Raw genomic sequence first — 20,142 nt, forward strand, 5'->3', positions numbered from 1 at the left:
GCTGCGCGGTAAACCGCTCAGCTGAACCAGGCTGCCAACCTCGGAGATACGCGTGGCGTGCCCGACGACCCTGCTGCGAAACAGCAAAGCCGAAGCCTGCGACACGCCATGCACACCACTGACCAGGCCGCTATTAGCGACGCAGGCCCAGGCGACCGATCAGGGCGCTGTAACGAGTGGTGTCTTTGCCCTTCAGGTAGTCCAGCAGCTTACGACGCTGGTTAACCATACGGATCAGACCACGACGGGAGTGGTGGTCTTTATCGTTGGCCTTGAAGTGGCCTTGCAGCTTGTTGATGTTGTGGGTCAGCAGAGCAACCTGCACTTCCGGGCTACCGGTATCGCCGGCGGCTTGCTGATATTCGGCAACGATCTTAGCTTTTTCTTCAACGCTGAGGGCCATTTGGCTTCTCCTGATAACGGATCCCGCACGCGGGGTCCAATAGGCCAGGGACAAATCCCTGTATTAATAAAAAAGGTGTGACCGTGCCTACTGACAGCCACCCTTGCTGCCGTGGGGTTCGGCAATTGCCTGGCCCCGCGGTTTCGGTCATTCCGACCGAATAAGCCGACGTGGCGCGATGCGCCCGTCTTCGCTCACTTCACCGATACCGATGAAGCGCGCATTATGATCCTGTACCCGGACCATGCCAAATTGTGGCGCGTCCGGCGCGCGTACCGCTTGCCCATGCAGCCAGTAGAACGCACTGTGTTCGGACAGGCTGACCATTGGCCAGTCCTGCAGGCCGCTGTCCGAGGGCATCAGGAAGCGGTCCAGCGCTTCGTTGCCGCCTTCGGCGTGAGCCTGTTCGAGCGCTTCGAGGGTCACCGTCTGTGCCAGCGCGAAGGGCCCGGCCTGGGTCCTGCGCAGCTCGGCAACATAGGCGCCGCAGCCCAGGGCCTCGCCAATATCCTCCACCAGGGTGCGGATATAGGTGCCTTTGCTGCAACCTACGCTCAACCGTGCACGGGTGCCTTCGCACTCGAGCAACTCCAAGCGGCCAATAGTAACAGAACGCGCCTCGCGCTCCACTACCTCTCCTGCACGTGCCAGCTTGTACAGCGGCTGGCCATCACGCTTGAGTGCCGAGTACATCGGCGGTATCTGGCTGATGGGGCCGCGAAAACGCGGAAGCACCGCCTCGATATCGGCGCGACCAACGGTCACCTCGCGGGTCTGCAGAACCTCACCTTCGGCGTCGCCGGTGTTGGTAGTCTGCCCCAGCTGCATGACCGTTTCGTAGCCCTTGTCGGAGTCGAGCAGGTACTGCGAAAACTTGGTCGCCTCGCCAAAGCACAACGGCAGCACGCCGGTTGCCAGCGGGTCGAGGCTACCGGTGTGGCCGGCCTTTTCCGCATTCAGCAGCCAGCGTACTTTCTGCAGGGCGGCATTGGAGGTGAAGCCCAGCGGCTTGTCCAGCAGGATGATGCCGCTGACGTTGCGGCGGATACGTTTGACCTGGGCCACCGCTTACTCCTTGGTGTCCGGCTCGTCGGCTTCCTTGTGCATGCGGTCTTCGGCCACTGCACGCTCGATCAGCGCCGACAGGTGCACACCGCGGCTGACACTTTCATCGAAGTGGAAGTGCAGTTGCGGCACGCTGCGCAGCTGCATCGAACGCCCCAGGTGCAGGCGCAGGAAGCTGGCGGCGCTGTTGAGTGCCTTGAGCGACTGCTGCACCGCGTCCGGAGTTTCTTCGCCCATGACGGTGATGAACACCTTGGCATGGCCCAGGTCGCGGCTCACGTCCACGGCGGTGATGGTCACCAGGCCGACACGCGGGTCTTTGACTTCGCGACGGATCAGCTCGGCCAGCTCGCGCTGCATCTGATCGCCAATACGTTGGGTACGGCTATATTCTTTGGCCATTCTTGCTACCTGTAACTTAAAGCGGCAAACGCCCGGGCAGACCTGAGCCTGACCGGGCGCTACCTGAAGAGGTACCGCAAGCCGCCCTGCAAGGGGCGCTTGCGGCTCGCTCGCCCTTAAAGGGTACGAGCCACCTGGACTTTCTCGAAGACTTCGATCTTGTCGCCGACCTTGACGTCGTTGTAGCTCTTGACGCCAATACCGCACTCCATGCCCGAACGCACTTCGGAGGCGTCGTCCTTGAAGCGACGCAGCGATTCCAGCTCGCCTTCGAAGATCACAACGTCGTCGCGCAGTACGCGGATCGGACGGTTGCGGTACACGGTACCCTCGATGACCATACAGCCAGCGATGGCGCCGAACTTCGGCGAACGGAACACGTCACGCACTTCGGCAACACCCAGGATGTTCTCGCGAACATCGCTGCCCAGCATGCCGGTCAGGGCCTTCTTGACGTCTTCGATGATGTCGTAGATCACGTTGTAGTAACGCATATCCAGACCTTCCTGCTCGACGATCTTGCGCGCACCGGCATCGGCACGCACGTTGAAGCCGAACAGTACAGCGTTCGAAGCCAGCGCCAGGTTGGCATCGCTCTCGGTGATACCACCGACGCCACCACCAATCACGCGCACTTGCACTTCGTCGTTGCCCAGGCCGCCAAGCGAACCCTGCAGCGCCTCGAGAGAACCACGCACATCGGTCTTGAGCACGATGTTGAGGGTTTTCTTCTCTTCCTGACCCATGGTCTCGAAGATGTTCTCCAGCTTGCCGGCGTGAGCGCGGGCCAGCTTGACCTCGCGGTACTTGCCTTGACGGAACATGGCAACTTCGCGGGCTTTCTTCTCGTCGGCAACCACGGACAGCTCGTCACCGGCTTCCGGGGTACCGTCCAGGCCAAGGATCTCGACCGGGATCGACGGGCCGGCTTCTTTCACAGGCTTGCCGTTCTCGTCGAGCATGGCACGCACGCGGCCATAGTTGGAACCGCACAGCACCATGTCGCCCTGACGCAGCGTACCGTCCTGAACCAGAATGGTCGCGACCGGGCCGCGGCCCTTGTCCAGGCGCGATTCGACGACCACGCCACGACCAGGTGCAGTCGGGGTAGCAGTCAGCTCGAGGATCTCGGCCTGCAGCAGCACGGCTTCGAGCAGCTCGTCGACACCGGTACCCATCTTCGCCGATACCTTGACGAATGGCGTGTCACCACCCCAATCCTCGGAGGTAACGCCTTCGACGGCCAGTTCGTTGCGGATACGATCGAGGTCAGCACCCGGCTTGTCGATCTTGTTCACTGCAACCACCAGCGGAACGCCAGCTGCCTTGGCATGCTGAACCGCTTCGCGGGTTTGCGGCATTACGCCGTCGTCCGCCGCCACCACCAGGATGACGATGTCGGTCGCCTTGGCACCACGGGCACGCATCTGGGTGAACGCAGCGTGGCCCGGGGTATCGAGGAAGGTGACCATGCCGCGGTCGGTTTCCACGTGGTAGGCACCGATGTGCTGGGTAATGCCACCGGCTTCGCCAGCAGCAACCTTGGCACGACGGATGTAGTCGAGCAGCGAGGTCTTGCCATGGTCAACGTGACCCATGACGGTAACCACCGGCGCGCGGGACTCGGCCTGGCCTTCGAACTTCAGCGATTCGGCCAGGGAATCTTCCAGCGCGGTGTCGCTGATCAGCGTGACCTTGTGGCCCAGCTCTTCAGCGATCAGCTGGGCAGTTTCCTGGTCGAGCACCTGGTTGATGGTGACCGGGGTACCCATCTTGAACATGAACTTGACCACTTCAGCGGCCTTGACCGACATCTGCTGGGCCAGTTCGGAGACGGTGATGGTCTCGCCGATGGTCACGTCACGGATGACTGGACCGGTCGGGTTCTGGAAGCCGTGCTGGTTACGCTTCTTCAGCTTGCTCTTGCCACCACGACCACGACGGGCGCCGTCGCTCTCTTCATCGGTGGTACGCGGAGCGGCACGTGGCGTTGGAGCCTTTTCCTTCTCCTTGACCTTGACCTTGATCGACACACGAGGGGCTTCGCCACGACGACGGTCGTCATCACGGGTACGGCTCTCGTTGCGACGGGTCTCGTCCTTCTTGCGCTCGGCAGCACGGGCTGCAGCGTCTTCGGAGGCTGGCGCGTCGGCGACGACCGGGGCCGGGGCCGCGGCAGGCGCCGGCTCTGGCTTAGCGGCAGGCGCCGGGGCTGCTGCTGCGGTATCGGCAGCCTGACGGCGTGCCTGTTCTTCGTTGCGCTGGCGAACTTCGGCCTCGACCTTGTCGCGCGCGGCGTTTTCGGCCGCACGGCGCTCTTCCAGCTCACGCTTCTGCTCAGCCTGGATTTCTTCCGGGCTGCGCTGCACGAAAACTTTCTTCTTGCGTACTTCTACGCTGATGCTCTTGCTACCGGCGACACGCAGGGTGCTGGTGGTTTTGCGCTGCAAGGTAATCTTGCGCGGCTCTTCCGCCTTGCTCTTGTGGCTGCTCTTCAAATGAGTCAGCAGGGTCTGCTTCTCATTGTCGGTCACTACCTGACCGGCGTCGGTGTGCGGCAGACCTGCCTCACGCATCTGCTGCAGCAGGCGCTCTACCGGTGCCTCGACCTCTTGGGCCAGTTCTTTCACCGTGACTTGCGTCATGCACTTCTCTCCTCAGGCCGCGCCTAATTACTCGAACCAGTGGGCTCGGGCGGCCATGATCAACTTGCCGGCACGCTCTTCGTCGATGCCGTCGATGTCGAGCAGATCGTCGATCGACTGCTCGGCCAGGTCTTCGCGGTTAACCACGCCGCGCACCGCCAGTTCAGCCGCCAGGTCCTTGTCCATGCCCTCAAGGGAGAGCAGGTCTTCGGCCGGGTGGGCGTCTGCCAGTTTTTCTTCGGTAGCGATGGCCTTGGTCAACAAACGGTCCTTGGCTCGAGCGCGGAGCTCATTGACGATATCTTCGTCAAAGCCATCGATGTTGAGCATTTCTTCCAACGGTACGTAGGCAATTTCTTCGAGGCTGGTGAAGCCTTCGTCGACCAGCACTTGGGCCAGCTCCTCGTCGACTTCCAGTTCATCGATGAAATTGCGCAGGATGTCACCGGTTTCGGCCTGTTGCTTGGCCTGGATGTCCTTCTCGGTCATCACGTTCAAGGTCCAGCCGGTCAACTGACTGGCAAGACGAACGTTCTGACCGCCACGGCCAATGGCCTGGGCCAGGTTGTCCTCGGCGACGGCGATGTCCATGGCATGGGCATCTTCATCAACGATGATCGCCGCGACTTCAGCCGGCGACATGGCGTTGATGACGAACTGCGCCGGGTTATCGTCCCACAGGACGATATCCACACGCTCACCACCCAGCTCCCCGGATACAGCCTGGACGCGCGAACCACGCATGCCGATACAGGCACCTTGCGGGTCGATACGCTTGTCCTTGGAGCGGACGGCGATCTTGGCTCGCGAACCCGGGTCACGGGAAGCAGCCATGACTTCGATCAGGCCCTCGGCGATTTCCGGCACTTCAATGCGGAAAAGCTCGATCAGCATCTGCGGCGCGGTGCGCGACAGGATCAGCTGAGGGCCACGGTTTTCAGTGCGAATTTCCTTCAGCAGCGCACGCAGGCGCACGCCAACACGGAAGGTTTCGCGGGGAATGATGTCTTCACGGGCCAACAGGGCCTCGGCGTTGTTGCCCAGGTCAACGATGACGTTGTCGCGGGTAACCTTTTTAACGGTACCGGAGATGATTTCGCCAACGCGTTCGCGGTAGGCATCGACCACCTGGGCACGCTCGGCCTCACGGACCTTCTGCACGATGACCTGCTTGGCGGTCTGGGCGGCGATGCGACCAAATTCGATGGACTCGATCTTCTCTTCGATCACGTCACCTACCTTGGCTTCAGGGTGGGTGTCCTTGATCTTGTCCAGCCAGGTCTCGATCGCCGGATCGTCCAGATCGGCTTCATCTACCACGGTCCAGCGACGGAAGGTCTCGTAGCTACCGGTGTGGCGGTTGATTTCCACACGCAGATCGACTTCGTCTTCAAAACGTTTTTTGGTTGCAGTGGCCAGGGCCACCTCCAGCGCTTCGAAAATGACGCCGGGCGGTACACCTTTTTCGTTGGATACCGATTCAACAACCAGCAGTACTTCTTTGCTCATCGTACGCCTCGCCTTGCGCAAGCCATTGGGCCCGGATAGTCCGCCGGGCCCGGCACGTCTCAGTCAAAACTGGGAATAATATTGGCCTTGTCGATCGAATCGATCGGCAGAAGGAATTCCTGGTTGTCCACCTGGACCACCACGTCCTGCTCCTCCACACCGCGGAGAAGGCCCTGGAAGTTACGACGACCCTCGAAGGGTGAGCGCAGCTTGATCTTCACTTGTTCGCCGGCATGCGAGGCAAACTGTTCCAGAGTGAACAGTGGGCGATCCATGCCTGGAGAAGACACCTCTAGGGTGTATTCACTGCTGATTGGATCTTCCACATCGAGGATTGCGCTGGCCTGACGGCTGACTGCTTCGCAATCGTCCACCAGAATACCGCCTTCCTTGTCGATGTAGATGCGCAATACCGAATGCTTACCCTGGGAAACGAACTCGATCCCCCAGCATTGATAGCCCAGACCCTCGACAACCGGGGCCAACAAGGCCTGCAACTGTTCTAGCTTGCTCGACACCTGAACCCCCTCGTGCATGCTGTGCAAATAAAAAATGGGCAAAGCGCCCATCCCTGAAAGCGCCGTTGGACAACGACGCCGAAACTGTTCGGTTAGCAAAAAGCCCCTGAAAAGGGGCTCCGCTGAAGCTGGTTGCGGGGGCTGGATTTGAACCAACGACCTTCGGGTTATGAGCCCGACGAGCTACCAAGCTGCTCCACCCCGCGACAAAGCTGGGGCGAAAGTATAAGACCGAACCCTGCTGAGGGTCAAATCCAAACCTTCACCTGCAAGAAAGCCCGCTAAAGCGGGCTCTCAAGCTTCAATTGGTACCGAGAAGGGGACTCGAACCCCTACACCCTATGGGCACAACCACCTCAAGGTTGCGTGTCTACCAATTCCACCACCTCGGCAATACTACTACTTGAAACCCGTTACTTCTGCTCTTCTGCCGGAGGAGGTACATCACCCGTATTAGGAGTGGCTTCGCTCTTCTGCTGCTGTTGGAGCACCGGTACATCATCATTGACTGCCGGTTTTTGCGGCTCTTTCACTTCCAGCACTGCTGGATCTGGAAGACCTGCTTGGCTAAGCTGGTGAGCTTGTTGCTTCGCGAAGTATCCTAACCCAAGTGCTGTCAAAAAGAAAGTGGCAGCGAGTATAGCAGTTAATTTACTTAGGAACGTTGCAGAGCCTTGGCTCCCGAACACGGTATTAGAAGCACCCGCGCCGAAAGATGCACCTGCTTCAGCACCTTTACCCTGTTGCAACAGTACCAGCACTACTAGCGAAAGCGCTGCCAACAGATGAAAAACAACGATGACTGTTTCCAGCATTTGTTCAGTTTCCTGCGGCGCGACAAATTGCACCGAATTCGTCTGCGTTCAGGGACGCCCCACCAATGAGCCCCCCATCGATATCCGGCATGCCGAACAGTTCGGCCGCATTGGCCGCCTTCACGCTGCCGCCGTAGAGCAACTGCACCTTCGCAGCCACTTCAGCATCTTCTGCCGCCAGCTGGCCGCGGATGGCGGCGTGCACATCCTGGGCCTGCTGTGGCGTGGCCGTAAGGCCAGTGCCGATGGCCCATACAGGCTCATAGGCAATTACTGCATTGGCAAAAGCCTTAACACCGAATGCTTCGATGATACTGCTTAGTTGACGCCCGACAACTTCGAGCGTTTTGCCTGCCTCGCGCTCTTCCAGGGTTTCCCCTATGCAAAGCACTGGCTTCAAACCTTTGGCCTGGGCCGCTGCAAACTTGCGATTCAGCACTTCGTCGGTTTCGCCAATGATCTGGCGACGCTCGGAATGGCCAATCAACACCAACTTGCAGCCTGCTTCAACCAGCTGCTCGGGAGCAACTTCCCCGGTCAGCGCACCCTGTTCGGGTTGTACAGCAGAATTCTGTGCACCGACAGTAATTTCTTTACCTACCAGGCCATCGATCACTTGATTGATGAACAAGGCCGGTGGAAATACTGCGACTTCCACTCCGCTCGGCAAGGCGAGATTGCTCAAGCCTTCGGTCAGCTCAGCGACGCTAGCGCGGGTACCGTGCATCTTCCAGTTACCAGCTACCATAGGGCGACGCATGCTTTACCTCGTCGGTCAAAGTGGGCGCAGATCTTACCCAACCAGATCTGCGCTGGCAAGCGCCTTCAGACACAAACTTCGCCAACCAGTTTGGCCAGGGCTTCGGCATGGCCACGAACCTGCGCTTCGTCCTCGCCTTCAACCATTACCCGCACCAGCGGCTCGGTACCGGACTTGCGCAACAGCACACGCCCGCGCCCCGCCAGCGCCTCGGTGACCTTGGCGCTGGCTTCCTGCACGGCCGGGTGCTGCAGCGGGTCGACCTTGCTGCCGCCAAAGCGCACATTGATCAGCACCTGCGGGCATTTGCGCAGGGCCTGGCGGGCCTGGGCCAGGCCCTCGCCGCGGCGCTTGAGCGCCATCAGCACCTGCAACGCGGCAATGATCGCATCACCGGTAGTGGTGTAGTTGCAGCACACCACGTGGCCCGAGTTTTCGCCGCCCACCAGCCACTCACGCTCAAGCAGCTCGGCCATCACATAACGGTCACCGACCTTGGCCCGCACGAAGGGGATATCCAGGTCCTTGAGCGCCAGCTCCAGGCCCAGGTTGCTCATCAGCGTACCCACTACCCCGCCCTGGAGCTTGCCCCGCTCCTGCAGGTCGCGGGCAATGATGAACAGCAACTCGTCGCCATCGACGATCGCGCCGGTGTGGTCAACCATCAGTACGCGGTCACCGTCACCGTCGAAGGCAATGCCGAGATCGGCATGCCCGACCAGCACCGCAGCCTGCAGCGATTCGATATGGGTCGAGCCGCAGTTTTCGTTGATGTTCAACCCGTCGGGCTGGGCATGCAGCACAGTGACATCGGCACCCAGCTCGCGGAACACGCTTGGCGCAACCTTGTAGGTGGCACCATGAGCGCAATCGACCACCAGCTTGAGGCCTGCGAAACTGGTGCTGCTCGGTACGCTGCTTTTGCAAAACTCGATATAGCGGCCAGCAGCATCGTTGATACGCGACACCTTGCCCAGCTTGCTCGACTCGACCACGGTCATCGGCTGATCGAGCAGTTCCTCGATCATCAGTTCGACGTCGTCCGGCAGTTTGGTGCCCTGGCCCGAGAAGAACTTGATGCCGTTGTCGTCATGCGGGTTGTGCGAGGCACTGATGACGATACCGGCTTCGGCGTGGAAGGTACGTGTAAGGTAGGCGATGGCCGGTGTCGGCATCGGCCCCAGCAGCATCACGTCGGCGCCTGCCGCCGACAGGCCGGCTTCGAGGGCAGACTCGAACATGTAGCCGGAGATACGCGTGTCCTTGCCCACCAGCACCCGGCAGTGGCCGAGCTTGCGGAAGGCCATGCCGGCCGCCCAACCCAGCTTCAGCATGAAGTCCGGGGTGATCGGGTATTCGCCGACGCGGCCACGAATGCCGTCGGTACCAAAGTATTTTCTGCTCATAGGGACTCCAATGTTCTTATTCGGCGCCTTGTACCGCAGCGATCATGCGCACCACATCGACCGTTTCGGCCACGTCGTGGACACGCAGGATGCTCGCGCCCTTGGTCATGGCCAGGGCCGCCAGTGCGAGGCTGCCGTACAGGCGCTCGTCGACCGGACGTTCCAGCGTCAGGCCGATCATGCTCTTTCGCGAGACCCCCACCAGCAGTGGGCGCCCAAGACGATGGAGCGTTTCCATGTGTTTGAACAGGCTCAGGTTGTGCGCCAGCGTTTTGGCGAAACCAAAGCCCGGATCAAGGATGATGCGTTGTTCATCAATACCGGCCGATGCGCAGGCCGCCATGCGCTGCTGCAGATACCGGGCAACATCGGCAGTCACGTTCTCGTAGTGCGGGTCGTCCTGCATGTTGCCAGGCTCGCCACGCATGTGCATCAGGCACACCGGCAGGCCGGTGGCGGCAGCGGCATCCAGGGCGCCGTCGCGCTCCAGGCCACGCACGTCGTTGATCAACCCGGCGCCAAGGCGCGCAGACTCACGCATGACGGCCGGGGTTGAGGTATCGACGGAGATGACCACGTCCAGGCGACTGTTGATGGCCTCGACCATCGGCGCCACACGCTCGAGCTCCTCGGTGACCGAAACGGCGCGCGCCCCAGGCCGGGTGGACTCACCACCGATGTCGATCAGCGTGGCACCGGCAGCAACCATGGCTTCGGCATGGCGCAAGGCCTCGTCACGCTGGTTGAAGCGCCCGCCATCGGAGAAGGAATCGGGGGTGATATTGAGAATACCCATGACATGGGTACGTGACAAATCAAGAACCCGGTTGCCGCAAGGCAACCGGGTCGGGTACTGCACTGAGCTCATAGATGCCCTTAGTGTTGAGCTGCCGGGCCGCCAATCGGCGATTCCGGACGATCGTTCTGGGCAGCTGGCGTGCCCGAATCCGTATCATCGTCCCAGTCACGCGGCTCGCGCGGCGTACGCCCAGCCATGATGTCGTCGATCTGATCGGCATCAATGGTCTCATACTTCATCAGCGCTTCGGTCATTGCTTCGAGCTTGTCGCGGTTCTCGACCAGCAACTGCTTGGCCGTGGCGTAGCACTGGTCGATGATGCTGCGCACCTCGGAGTCGATCAGCTTGGCGGTTTCGCCGGAAACGCTGGCGTGCTGGCTGGCAGCGCTGCGGCCCAGGAACACCTCGCCGTCTTCTTCGGCATACATCAAAGGACCGAGTTTTTCGGACAGGCCCCACTTGGTCACCATGTTTCGTGCGATCTGGCTGGCACGCATGATGTCGTTGGAAGCGCCGGTGGTGACCCCGTCGAAGCCCAGGGTCATTTCTTCGGCAATACGACCGCCGTACAGCGAGCAGATCTGGCTGATCAAGGCACGCTTGGACAGGCTGTAACGGTCCTCTTCCGGCAGGAACATGGTCACACCCAGGGCCCGACCACGCGGGATGATCGAAACCTTGTAGACCGGGTCGTGCTCAGGCACCAGGCGGCCGACGATGGCGTGGCCCGCCTCGTGGTAGGCAGTGTTACGTTTTTCTTTCTCGGACATGACCATGGTCTTGCGCTCGGCGCCCATCATGATCTTGTCCTTGGCCAGCTCGAACTCCTTCATCTCCACCAGGCGCTTGTTGGAGCGGGCGGCAAACAGGGAAGCTTCGTTGACCAGGTTGGCAAGGTCGGCACCGGAGAAGCCCGGCGTACCCCGCGCGATAACGGCCGGGTTGACGTTCTCGCTGACCGGCACCTTGCGCATGTGCACCTTCAGGATCTGCTCGCGGCCGCGGATGTCCGGCAGGCCGACCACCACCTGGCGGTCGAAACGGCCGGGGCGCAGCAGCGCCGGGTCGAGTACGTCCGGGCGGTTGGTGGCGGCGATGACGATGATGCCATCGTTCATCTCGAAGCCGTCCATTTCCACCAGCAGCTGGTTCAGGGTTTGCTCACGCTCGTCGTGACCACCGCCCATGCCGGCACCACGGTGGCGACCCACGGCGTCGATCTCGTCGATGAAGATGATGCACGGTGCATGCTTCTTGGCCTGTTCGAACATGTCGCGCACACGGCTGGCACCGACACCGACGAACATTTCAACGAAGTCCGAACCGGAAATGGTGAAGAACGGGACTTTTGCCTCACCGGCAATGGCCTTGGCCAGCAGGGTTTTACCGGTACCAGGCGGGCCTACCATCAGCACGCCACGCGGAATACGGCCGCCCAGGCGCTGGAACTTGCCCGGGTCACGCAGGAATTCGACCAGCTCGCCAACTTCTTCCTTGGCCTCGTCGCAACCGGCGACGTCGGCCAGGGTCGTCTTGACCTGGTCTTCGGACAGCAGGCGCGCCTTGCTCTTGCCAAAGCTCATGGGCCCGCCTTTACCGCCGGCACCGCCCTGCATCTGGCGCATGAAGAACATGAACACGGCGATGATCACCAGGATCGGGAAGCTTGCTACCAACAGCTGCGTCCAGATGCTCTGCTGCTCAGGCTGCTTGCCTTCGACCACTACGTGGTTGTCGACGAGGTCGCCGATCAGGCCGTTATCGGTGATGGCCGGGCGCACGGTCTTGAAGCTGTCGCCATCGGAGCGCTTGCCGGTAATGATGTAGCCGTCGACGGTCACACGCTCGACCTTGCCATCCTTGACCTGCTGGATGAAGTCGGAGTAGTTGAGGGTCTGCGGCTCGTTAGGGCTGGAGAAGTTGTTCATCACTGTCACCAGGACAGCTGCGATGATCAACCACAGGATCAGATTCTTTGCCATGTCGTTCAATTCGCTACCCTCTGAGGCCGGCGCACGACGCAGCCGTGCCTCGCATGATATTCATCGCCCTAACTTACTACATTACCTACGCAGCCGCAGGCACCGTCTGTAACCCTTTGTGAAAGCTAGACTACACGAAGTTCGGACGATCCTGACGCCGCGGCCGATTGGAAATAACTATCGGCCGCCGCGCTTCACGCCTTTCAAGCGCCTTTGAAACCTTTGCCCAACAGGTACTGTTCACGCGAGCGGTCCCGCGATGAAGAAGGCTTGCGCATCTGCACCTTGTCGAACTTGGTGCGCACGTCCTTCAGGTACATGTCGAAGCCTTCGCCCTGGAAAATCTTGATCAGGAAATCCCCGCCGGGCTTGAGCACGCGGGTTGCCAGGTCCAGGGCCAGCTCGCAGAGGAACATGGCACGTGGCATGTCCACTTCGGGCGTACCACTCATATTGGGGGCCATGTCGGAAATCACAAGGTCCACGTGCGAATCACCGACCGCGTCGAGGATTTGCTGGAGCACGGCGTCTTCGGTGAAATCGCCCTGGATGAAGGTAACGTCTGGGATCGAGTCCATTTCCAGGATATCCGAAGCGATGAGCCGGCCCTGGCCGCCAATCAGACGACTGGTCACCTGCGACCACCCGCCCGGGGCCGCACCCAGGTCGATTACGCTCATGCCGGGGCGGATCAGGCGGTCCTTTTCCTGGATCTCCAGCAGTTTGTAGCTCGCACGCGAGCGGTAGCCGTCCTTCTGTGCCTGTTTCACAAAAGGATCGTTGAAATGCTCTCGCAGCCAGTTTGCGCTGCTTTTGGAACGTTGTACCACGGGGCACCTCGATGATATGCGTCGTGATTGACTGGGCGGAGCCGGTGGCCCTCGGGTAAAATGCCGGTCAATTTTACAGAATCAGACGGAAAGGGTCAGATTATGCCGCTCAATAACGAGCAGAAGAAGCAATACAAGTCCATTGGTCATGACCTGAAGCCGGTCCTGATCGTTGCTGGCAACGGTTTGAATGAAGGCGTGGTCGCCGAGCTGGAACGCGCACTGGTCGATCATGAACTGATCAAGGTCGAGATTCGCTCGGAAGACCGCGAAGAACGCGCCGAGACCATCGCTGAGCTGTGCAAGGCCGGCCGCGCCGAACTGGTGCAGACCATCGGCAAGAAAGCCCTGATCTACCGCAAGAACCCACAACCGAACAAGCAGCTGTCCAACATTCACCGTTACAAGTAACGGAAAGGATAGCGCGCCGCCTGTGTAGGAGCGGCCTCGTGTCGCGATGGGCTGCGAAGCGGCCCCCTGCAATATCTGTGGTTAAGCTGATATCTGGGGGCTGCTTCGCAGCCCATCGCGACACAAGGCCGCTCCTACCAGGGACTGCAACCGCCTGGGCTAGCGCCGGGCTTTGACCGGCACCGGCTGGGCCACCAGCACGATGCCGGAGAAGCCCAGCACCAGGAAGCAGAACATCTGCCAGCGCTCGCCAACGGAAATGCCGTAACGCAGGGTGTAGTACCCCACACACGCACCGAAGCCGAGCAACAGCATCTGGCCGCGAAACTGCCGCCACCAGGCCGCCAGGCCTTCCACCCTTGCCAGCACAGCCAGCTGGGTCAACAAGCCAAGCAACGCCACGCCGATCAACCAGCGGTCGATCTGCCCGGCGATATCCTGCACCAGCAGCGGCGCCAGGCCGCTGACCTTGAGCGCAGGCACCAGCCCCACATGGAACACCCACAGGCCACCGACCCAGAACACCTGGGCCAGTTGCCAGAGAATCCCCTCGAGGGATGGCGCCCGCAGGCGCCGGTCAGATGTGTTTGACTTCGACAATCTCGTACTCGACCGTACCGTTAGGCGTCTTGACGACAACGGTATCCCCTTCTTCCTTGCCAATGATGGCACGGGCAATCGGGGCGCTGTTCGACAGCTTGCCTTTCTTCACATCGGCTTCATCTTCGCCAACGATCTGATAGGTCACTTCTTCATCGGTTTCGGTGTTGGCCAGCACCACGGTGGTGCCGAAAATCACCTTGCCGGTGTGAGCGATGGTGGTGACGTCGATCACCACCGAGTTCTGCAGGCGGCCTTCGATATCACGGATACGCGCCTCGACCATGCCCTGCTCTTCACGCGCGGCATGGTATTCGGCGTTTTCCTTGAGGTCGCCCAGCTCACGCGCTTCACCAATGGCTTGGCTCAGGCGCGGGCGCTCGGTCTTGCTCAGGAAGGTCAGCTCCTCTTCCAGGGCGCGAGCGCCCTGGACGGTCATCGGGTATTTGGTAATGCTCATGCTTTGAGTCCTGCATGCAGATCCTGCAGGCGACGAACAGTCTTCTCGGGACCGAATTTCAACGCCTCGCAGATGGCTTCACCAGCCGCAATGGTAGTGGTGCAGTAAATCTTGTGCTGCAGCGCATTGCGACGAATCGAGTAGGAGTCGGCGATCGACTGGCGGCCTTCGGTGGTGTTGATGATCAGCGACACTTCGTCGTTCTTGATCATGTCGACCACGTGCGGGCGGCCTTCGGTCACCTTGTTCACGCGGCGCACTTTCAGGCCAGCCGCCTCGATAACCTTGGCGGTGCCGGCAGTAGCAACCACTTCGAAGCCCAGGGCGATCAGGTCACGGGCAACGCCAGCCACTTGTGGCTTGTCGTCGTCACGCACGCTGATGAACGCGGTGCCGCCAGTAGGCAGCACTTCGCTGGCACCCATCTGGGCCTTGGCGAAGGCTTCACCGAAGCTGTCACCAACACCCATGACCTCACCGGTCGATTTCATCTCAGGGCCGAGGATCGGGTCAACCCCTGGGAACTTGGCGAACGGGAAGACGGCTTCCTTGACGCTGTAGAAGTTCGGGATGATTTCCTGGGTGAAGCCCAGCTCTTTCAGGGTTTTGCCAGCCATGACCCGGGCGGCGATCATGGCCAGGGAAGTGCCGATGCACTTGGACACGAACGGCACGGTACGCGATGCACGCGGGTTGACTTCGATCACGTAGATCTTGTCGCCCTGCAGGGCCAGCTGCACGTTCATCAGGCCGACCACGCCCAGCTCCAGGGCCATTTTCTTGACCTGTTCGCGCACTTCGTCCTGCACGCCCTTGCTCAGGGAGTAAGGTGGCAGCGAGCATGCCGAGTCACCGGAGTGAACGCCGGCCTGTTCGATGTGCTGCATGATCGCGCCGATGACCACGTCGGTACCGTCGCACACCGCATCCACGTCCATTTCGATGGCGCAGTTGAGGAAGTGGTCGAGCAGTACCGGGCTGTCGTTGGAAACCTGAACAGCCTCACGCAGGTAGCGCTTGAGCTCGTCCAGTTCGTAGACGATCTCCATGGCACGGCCACCCAGTACATAGGATGGGCGCACGACCAGCGGGTAGCCGATGCTGCCGGCGGCACGAATGGCCTCTTCTTCGCTGCGCACGGTCGCGTTTGGCGGCTGCAGCAGGTTCAGGCGCTGGACCATCTGCTGGAAGCGCTCGCGGTCTTCGGCGCGGTCGATGGCGTCCGGGCTGGTACCGATGATCGGCACACCGGCCTCTTCCAGGGCGCGCGCCAGTTTCAGCGGGGTCTGGCCGCCGTAGTGCACGATCACGCCTTTGGGCTTCTCGACGCGGCACACTTCCAGCACGTCTTCCAGGGTCAGCGGCTCGAAGTACAGGCGGTCGGAGGTGTCGTAGTCGGTGGAAACGGTTTCCGGGTTGCAGTTGACCATGATGGTCTCGTAACCGTCGTCACGCAGCGCCAGGGCCGCGTGTACGCAGCAGTAGTCGAACTCGATACCTTGGCCGATACGGTTCGGGCCACCACCCAGGATCATGATCTTGTCACGGGTCGACGGGTTGGCCTCGCACTCTTCCTCGTAGGTGGAGTACAGGTAGGCGGTGTCGGTGGCGAACTCGGCGGCGCAGGTGTCGACGCGCTTGTACACCGGGAACACTTCGAGCTTGTGGCGGTGGCGGCGCAGGTTCTTGTCGGTGATACCCAACAGCTTGGCCAGGCGCTGGTCAGAGAAGCCCTTGCGCTTGAGGCGCAGCATGTAGTCCTTGTCGATGGCCGACAGGGCCAGGGTCTTGACCTTCTCTTCTTCTTTGATCAGGTCTTCCATCTGCACCAGGAACCACATGTCGATGCCGGTCAGATTGAAGATTTCTTCGCAGGTCATGCCCGAACGCATGGCGTCGGCGACATACCAGATACGCTCGGCACCCGGCACGGTCAGCTCGCGCTTGAGGATGCTGGCAGCTTCCGGGCTGGCCAGGTCGACTTTCGGGTCGAGGCCGCAAGCGCCCACTTCCAAGCCACGCAGGGCTTTCTGCAGGGACTCCTGGAAGGTACGGCCGATGGCCATGACTTCACCCACGGACTTCATCTGGGTGGTCAGGCGGGCGTCGGCCTTGGGGAATTTCTCGAAGGCGAAGCGCGGCAGCTTGGTGACCACGTAGTCGATCGACGGCTCGAAGGAGGCCGGGGTACGGCCGCCGGTGATGTCGTTCTGCAGCTCGTCGAGGGTGTAGCCGATGGCCAGCTTGGCGGCGATCTTGGCGATCGGGAAGCCGGTAGCCTTGGAGGCCAATGCCGAGGAACGCGAAACGCGCGGGTTCATCTCGATCACGACCATGCGGCCGGTGTTCGGGCAGATACCGAACTGCACGTTGGAGCCGCCGGTTTCCACACCAATTTCACGCAGCACCGCCAGCGAGGCGTTGCGCATGATCTGGTATTCCTTGTCGGTCAGGGTCTGCGCCGGGGCAACCGTGATCGAGTCACCGGTGTGCACGCCCATCGGGTCGAAGTTCTCGATGGAGCAGACGATGATGCAGTTGTCCTTTTTGTCGCGGACCACTTCCATCTCGTACTCTTTCCAACCGATCAGCGATTCGTCGATCAGCAATTCCTTGGTTGGCGACAGGTCCAGGCCACGGGTGCAGATTTCTTCGAATTCTTCACGGTTGTAGGCAATACCGCCGCCAGTGCCGCCCATGGTGAACGACGGGCGGATGATGCAAGGGAAGCCCAGCTTCTCCAGCACCGCATTGGCCTCTTCCATGCTGTGGGCGATACCCGAACGCGGGCACTCCAGGCCGATGTCCTTCATGGCCTTGTCGAAGCGCGAGCGGTCTTCGGCCTTGTCGATGGTGTCGGCGTTGGCACCGATCATCTCTACGCCGAACTTTTCCAGAACGCCGTGGCGCTCCAGGTCCAGGGCGCAGTTCAGTGCAGTCTGGCCACCCATGGTCGGCAGCACGGCGTCTGGGCGCTCTTTCTCGATGATCTTGGCCACCGACTGCCACTTGATCGGCTCGATGTAGGTGGCGTCGGCCATGGCCGGGTCGGTCATGATGGTGGCTGGGTTGGAGTTCACCAGGATGACGCGGAAACCTTCCTCGCGCAGGGCTTTGCAAGCCTGGGCGCCGGAGTAGTCGAATTCACAGGCCTGGCCGATCACGATCGGGCCAGCGCCGAGAATCAGGATGCTTTTGATGTCTGTACGTTTTGGCATGGTGGTCACTCAAATCCGGGGTCAGTCGGCAAGCCGCTTTGAACAATCTGGGTCAGGCGCTGCCGGGCGCGGCGTGTGCCGGCCCGGGGCCTTGAAGCAGGATGCTCAGCGGCGCTTGGCCATGGCATCGGTGAAACGATCGAACAGTGGCGCGACGTCGGTCGGGCCTGGGCTCGCTTCAGGGTGGCCCTGGAAGCTGAACGCGCTCTTGTCGGTACGCTCGATACCCTGCAGGGTGCCGTCGAACAGCGACTTGTGGATGGCGCGGACATTGCCCGGCAGGGTGGCTTCGTCAACGGCAAAGCCGTGGTTCTGGCTGGTGATCATGACCACGCCGGTGTCCAGGTCTTGCACCGGGTGGTTGGCACCGTGGTGGCCATGGCCCATTTTCACGGTCTTGGCACCGGAGGCCAGCGCCAGCAACTGGTGGCCGAGGCAGATGCCGAATACCGGAATCTCGGTTTCGAGGATTTCCTTGATGGCCTGGATGGCGTAGTCGCACGGCTCGGGGTCGCCAGGGCCGTTGGACAGGAACACGCCGTCCGGGTTGAGCGCCAGCACTTCGCTGGCCGGGGTCTGGGCCGGCACCACGGTCACGCGGCAGCCACGGGCAACCAGCATGCGCAGGATGTTCAGCTTGACGCCGTAGTCGAAGGCCACCACGTGGTAGGGCAGGTCGGCCGCGTCGATGGTCGGGTGGCTGTCGGTTTTCAGCTCCCACACGCTGGAGCGCCACTCGTAGCGTTCCTTGGTGGAAACCACCTTGGCCAGGTCCATGCCCTTGAGGCCCGGGAAGCCACGGGCAGCGGCGATGGCCGCCTCTTCGCTGATGTTGTCACCCGCCAGGATGCAGCCGTTCTGGGCGCCCTTCTCACGCAGGATGCGGGTGAGGCGACGGGTGTCGATGCCGGCGATGGCAACCACGTTGTTGGCCTTGAGGTACTCCGGCAGCGACTGGGTGTTGCGCCAGTTGCTGGCCAGCAGCGGCAGGTCACGGATGACCAGGCCGGCGGACCACACGCGGTTGGACTCGGCGTCTTCCGGGGTGGTACCGGTGTTGCCGATGTGCGGGTAGGTCAGGGTGACGATTTGCTGCGCGTAGGAAGGGTCTGTAAGGATTTCCTGGTAGCCGGTCATAGCGGTGTTGAATACCACCTCACCAACGGTCTGACCGTCGGCACCAATGGCTTCACCGCGAAAAATACTGCCGTCGGCAAGGGCGAGTATGGCTGGCTTTGTCAAGAAGACCTCCCGTAAATCAAGCATGAAAGGGCGATCGCAGGTTGCAAAAAAGCGGAGTGACGTATGGACACGTCACCCCGCTTTCATGTGCTGAATTCAATTCGCTGCGCGCTTTTAGTGGACACACTAAAGCTGTAGCTTACAGAAAAGTGCGTTTTCGGTCTACCGCATATGTGCCTCTAAAACACATCGATGCGACAGGCCGACTATTGTGTTGGATTCTTCGCGGGCAAGCCCGCGAATGACCCAACACAGCCCTCACTGCTTAACGCAGATCAAGCACATCCTGCATGTCGTACAGGCCAGGCTCACGCCCGTCGAGCCATAGCGCCGCACGCACGGCGCCCTTGGCGAAGGTCATGCGGCTGGAGGCCTTGTGGGTGATCTCCAGGCGCTCGCCTTCTGCAGCGAACAGCACGGTGTGATCACCGACCACGTCGCCGGCACGTACGGTGGCAAAGCCGATCGTCTTGCGGTCGCGCGCGCCGGTCTGCCCTTCACGGCCATACACGGCCACTTCCTGCAGGTCGCGGCCCAGCGCGTTGGCAACCACTTCACCCATGCGCAACGCCGTACCCGAAGGGGCATCGACCTTGTGGCGGTGGTGCGCCTCGATGATTTCGATATCCACATCATCGCCCAGCACGCGTGCCGCCATGTCGAGCAACTTCAGGCTCAGGTTGACGCCAACGCTGAAGTTGGCAGCGAACACGATTGGAATGTCCTTGCCCGCCTCGGCCAGCAACTGCTTTTCTTCGACGGTGAAACCGGTGGTACCGATGACCATGGCCTTGCCGTGCTTGCGGCAGAACGCCAGGTTCTTCAGGGTGACCGACGGGTGGGTGAAATCGATCAGCACGTCGAACTCGTCCACCACCTTGGCCAGGTCGTCGGACAGCAGCACACCAATGCGCCCCAGGGCCGCCAGTTCACCGGCATCGGCGCCGACCAGCGAGCTGTCAGGGCGGTCGACCGCCGCCGTCAGCCCGGCGCCGGGTTGCTGCTGCACGGCCTCGATGAGGGTCTTGCCCATACGCCCTGCCGCGCCCATCACTGCAATACGTCGCATAGCCTTTT

The 20,142-nt window shown here is 61.1% G+C and carries 18 protein-coding genes and 2 tRNA genes; 1 reads left to right on the forward strand and 19 read right to left on the reverse strand.

All coding sequences use genetic code 11. The features are described from left to right. Positions 1 to 133: 133 nt before the first annotated feature. The 14 genes from rpsO to rlmE form a co-directional block, all read right to left on the reverse strand. Positions 134 to 403: a 30S ribosomal protein S15 gene (gene rpsO, locus QME24_RS13135; protein ID WP_009685353.1), complete on the reverse strand. Its 270-nt coding sequence runs from the start codon at positions 401 to 403 to the stop codon at positions 134 to 136. A gap of 147 nt (positions 404 to 550) precedes the next feature. Then, positions 551 to 1,468, reverse strand: coding sequence for a tRNA pseudouridine(55) synthase TruB (gene truB, locus QME24_RS13140; protein ID WP_009685352.1), 918 nt, complete (start codon positions 1,466 to 1,468; stop codon positions 551 to 553). Between the two features lie 3 nt (positions 1,469 to 1,471). Continuing rightward, positions 1,472 to 1,870 carry a 30S ribosome-binding factor RbfA gene (rbfA, locus tag QME24_RS13145; RefSeq protein ID WP_009685351.1) on the reverse strand — a complete coding sequence of 133 codons (399 nt, stop codon included), beginning with the start codon at positions 1,868 to 1,870 and terminating at the stop codon, positions 1,472 to 1,474. A gap of 116 nt (positions 1,871 to 1,986) precedes the next feature. After that, entirely contained in the window at positions 1,987 to 4,515 is a 2,529-nt protein-coding gene (gene infB / locus QME24_RS13150; protein ID WP_154211612.1) for a translation initiation factor IF-2, read from the reverse strand. 27 nt (positions 4,516 to 4,542) lie between these two features. Beyond that, positions 4,543 to 6,024: a transcription termination factor NusA gene (gene nusA / locus QME24_RS13155; protein ID WP_009685349.1), complete on the reverse strand. Its 1,482-nt coding sequence runs from the start codon at positions 6,022 to 6,024 to the stop codon at positions 4,543 to 4,545. Positions 6,025 to 6,083: 59 nt separating this feature from the next. Beyond that, positions 6,084 to 6,542 (reverse strand): ribosome maturation factor RimP, encoded by a 459-nt coding sequence (gene rimP / locus QME24_RS13160; protein ID WP_009685348.1) that lies wholly within the window; start codon positions 6,540 to 6,542, stop codon positions 6,084 to 6,086. Positions 6,543 to 6,671: 129 nt separating this feature from the next. Further along, positions 6,672 to 6,748 (reverse strand) — tRNA-Met (locus QME24_RS13165). 100 nt (positions 6,749 to 6,848) lie between these two features. After that, positions 6,849 to 6,934, reverse strand: a tRNA-Leu gene (locus QME24_RS13170). A gap of 21 nt (positions 6,935 to 6,955) precedes the next feature. Then, positions 6,956 to 7,357 (reverse strand): preprotein translocase subunit SecG, encoded by a 402-nt coding sequence (secG, locus tag QME24_RS13175; RefSeq protein WP_009685347.1) that lies wholly within the window; start codon positions 7,355 to 7,357, stop codon positions 6,956 to 6,958. A gap of 4 nt (positions 7,358 to 7,361) precedes the next feature. Then, positions 7,362 to 8,117, reverse strand: a complete 756-nt coding sequence (gene tpiA / locus QME24_RS13180; RefSeq protein ID WP_232892402.1) for a triose-phosphate isomerase — start codon at positions 8,115 to 8,117, stop codon at positions 7,362 to 7,364. Positions 8,118 to 8,182: 65 nt separating this feature from the next. Continuing rightward, positions 8,183 to 9,523: a phosphoglucosamine mutase gene (gene glmM, locus QME24_RS13185; RefSeq protein ID WP_009685345.1), complete on the reverse strand. Its 1,341-nt coding sequence runs from the start codon at positions 9,521 to 9,523 to the stop codon at positions 8,183 to 8,185. Between the two features lie 16 nt (positions 9,524 to 9,539). Then, the gene (gene folP / locus QME24_RS13190; protein WP_029885742.1) at positions 9,540 to 10,391 is read right to left on the reverse strand and encodes a dihydropteroate synthase; all 852 of its coding nucleotides are present in this window, start codon (positions 10,389 to 10,391) and stop codon (positions 9,540 to 9,542) included. An 8-nt stretch (positions 10,392 to 10,399) separates the two neighbouring features. Next, on the reverse strand, positions 10,400 to 12,304 hold the full coding sequence (gene ftsH, locus QME24_RS13195) for an ATP-dependent zinc metalloprotease FtsH (RefSeq protein ID WP_009685343.1): 1,905 nt from the start codon (positions 12,302 to 12,304) through the stop codon (positions 10,400 to 10,402). Between the two features lie 203 nt (positions 12,305 to 12,507). Then, positions 12,508 to 13,134 carry a 23S rRNA (uridine(2552)-2'-O)-methyltransferase RlmE gene (gene rlmE / locus QME24_RS13200; protein ID WP_009685342.1) on the reverse strand — a complete coding sequence of 209 codons (627 nt, stop codon included), beginning with the start codon at positions 13,132 to 13,134 and terminating at the stop codon, positions 12,508 to 12,510. Between the two features lie 102 nt (positions 13,135 to 13,236). Between rlmE and yhbY the strand changes: the two genes are divergently transcribed. Further along, positions 13,237 to 13,545: a ribosome assembly RNA-binding protein YhbY gene (gene yhbY / locus QME24_RS13205; RefSeq protein WP_009685341.1), complete on the forward strand. Its 309-nt coding sequence runs from the start codon at positions 13,237 to 13,239 to the stop codon at positions 13,543 to 13,545. Positions 13,546 to 13,704: 159 nt separating this feature from the next. Here yhbY and QME24_RS13210 read toward each other — a convergent pair whose 3' ends face one another. The 5 genes from QME24_RS13210 to dapB form a co-directional block, all read right to left on the reverse strand. After that, on the reverse strand, positions 13,705 to 14,145 hold the full coding sequence (locus QME24_RS13210; RefSeq protein ID WP_080709202.1) for an MFS transporter: 441 nt from the start codon (positions 14,143 to 14,145) through the stop codon (positions 13,705 to 13,707). Beyond that, positions 14,123 to 14,605, reverse strand: coding sequence for a transcription elongation factor GreA (gene greA, locus QME24_RS13215; RefSeq protein WP_029885744.1), 483 nt, complete (start codon positions 14,603 to 14,605; stop codon positions 14,123 to 14,125). The genes QME24_RS13210 and greA overlap by 23 nt, the downstream gene beginning before the upstream one ends. Next, positions 14,602 to 17,823 (reverse strand): carbamoyl-phosphate synthase large subunit, encoded by a 3,222-nt coding sequence (gene carB, locus QME24_RS13220; RefSeq protein WP_029885745.1) that lies wholly within the window; start codon positions 17,821 to 17,823, stop codon positions 14,602 to 14,604. Before carB ends, greA begins: the two co-directional genes overlap by 4 nt. Positions 17,824 to 17,928: 105 nt before the next feature. Beyond that, positions 17,929 to 19,065, reverse strand: a complete 1,137-nt coding sequence (gene carA / locus QME24_RS13225; protein ID WP_003249935.1) for a glutamine-hydrolyzing carbamoyl-phosphate synthase small subunit — start codon at positions 19,063 to 19,065, stop codon at positions 17,929 to 17,931. A gap of 265 nt (positions 19,066 to 19,330) precedes the next feature. Further along, positions 19,331 to 20,134, reverse strand: coding sequence for a 4-hydroxy-tetrahydrodipicolinate reductase (gene dapB, locus QME24_RS13230; protein ID WP_009685336.1), 804 nt, complete (start codon positions 20,132 to 20,134; stop codon positions 19,331 to 19,333). Between the last annotated feature and the right edge of the window lie 8 nt (positions 20,135 to 20,142).

It is taken from the genome of Pseudomonas sp. PARCl1 (genome assembly GCF_947311875.1).
GTDB lineage: Bacteria > Pseudomonadota > Gammaproteobacteria > Pseudomonadales > Pseudomonadaceae > Aquipseudomonas > Aquipseudomonas juntendi.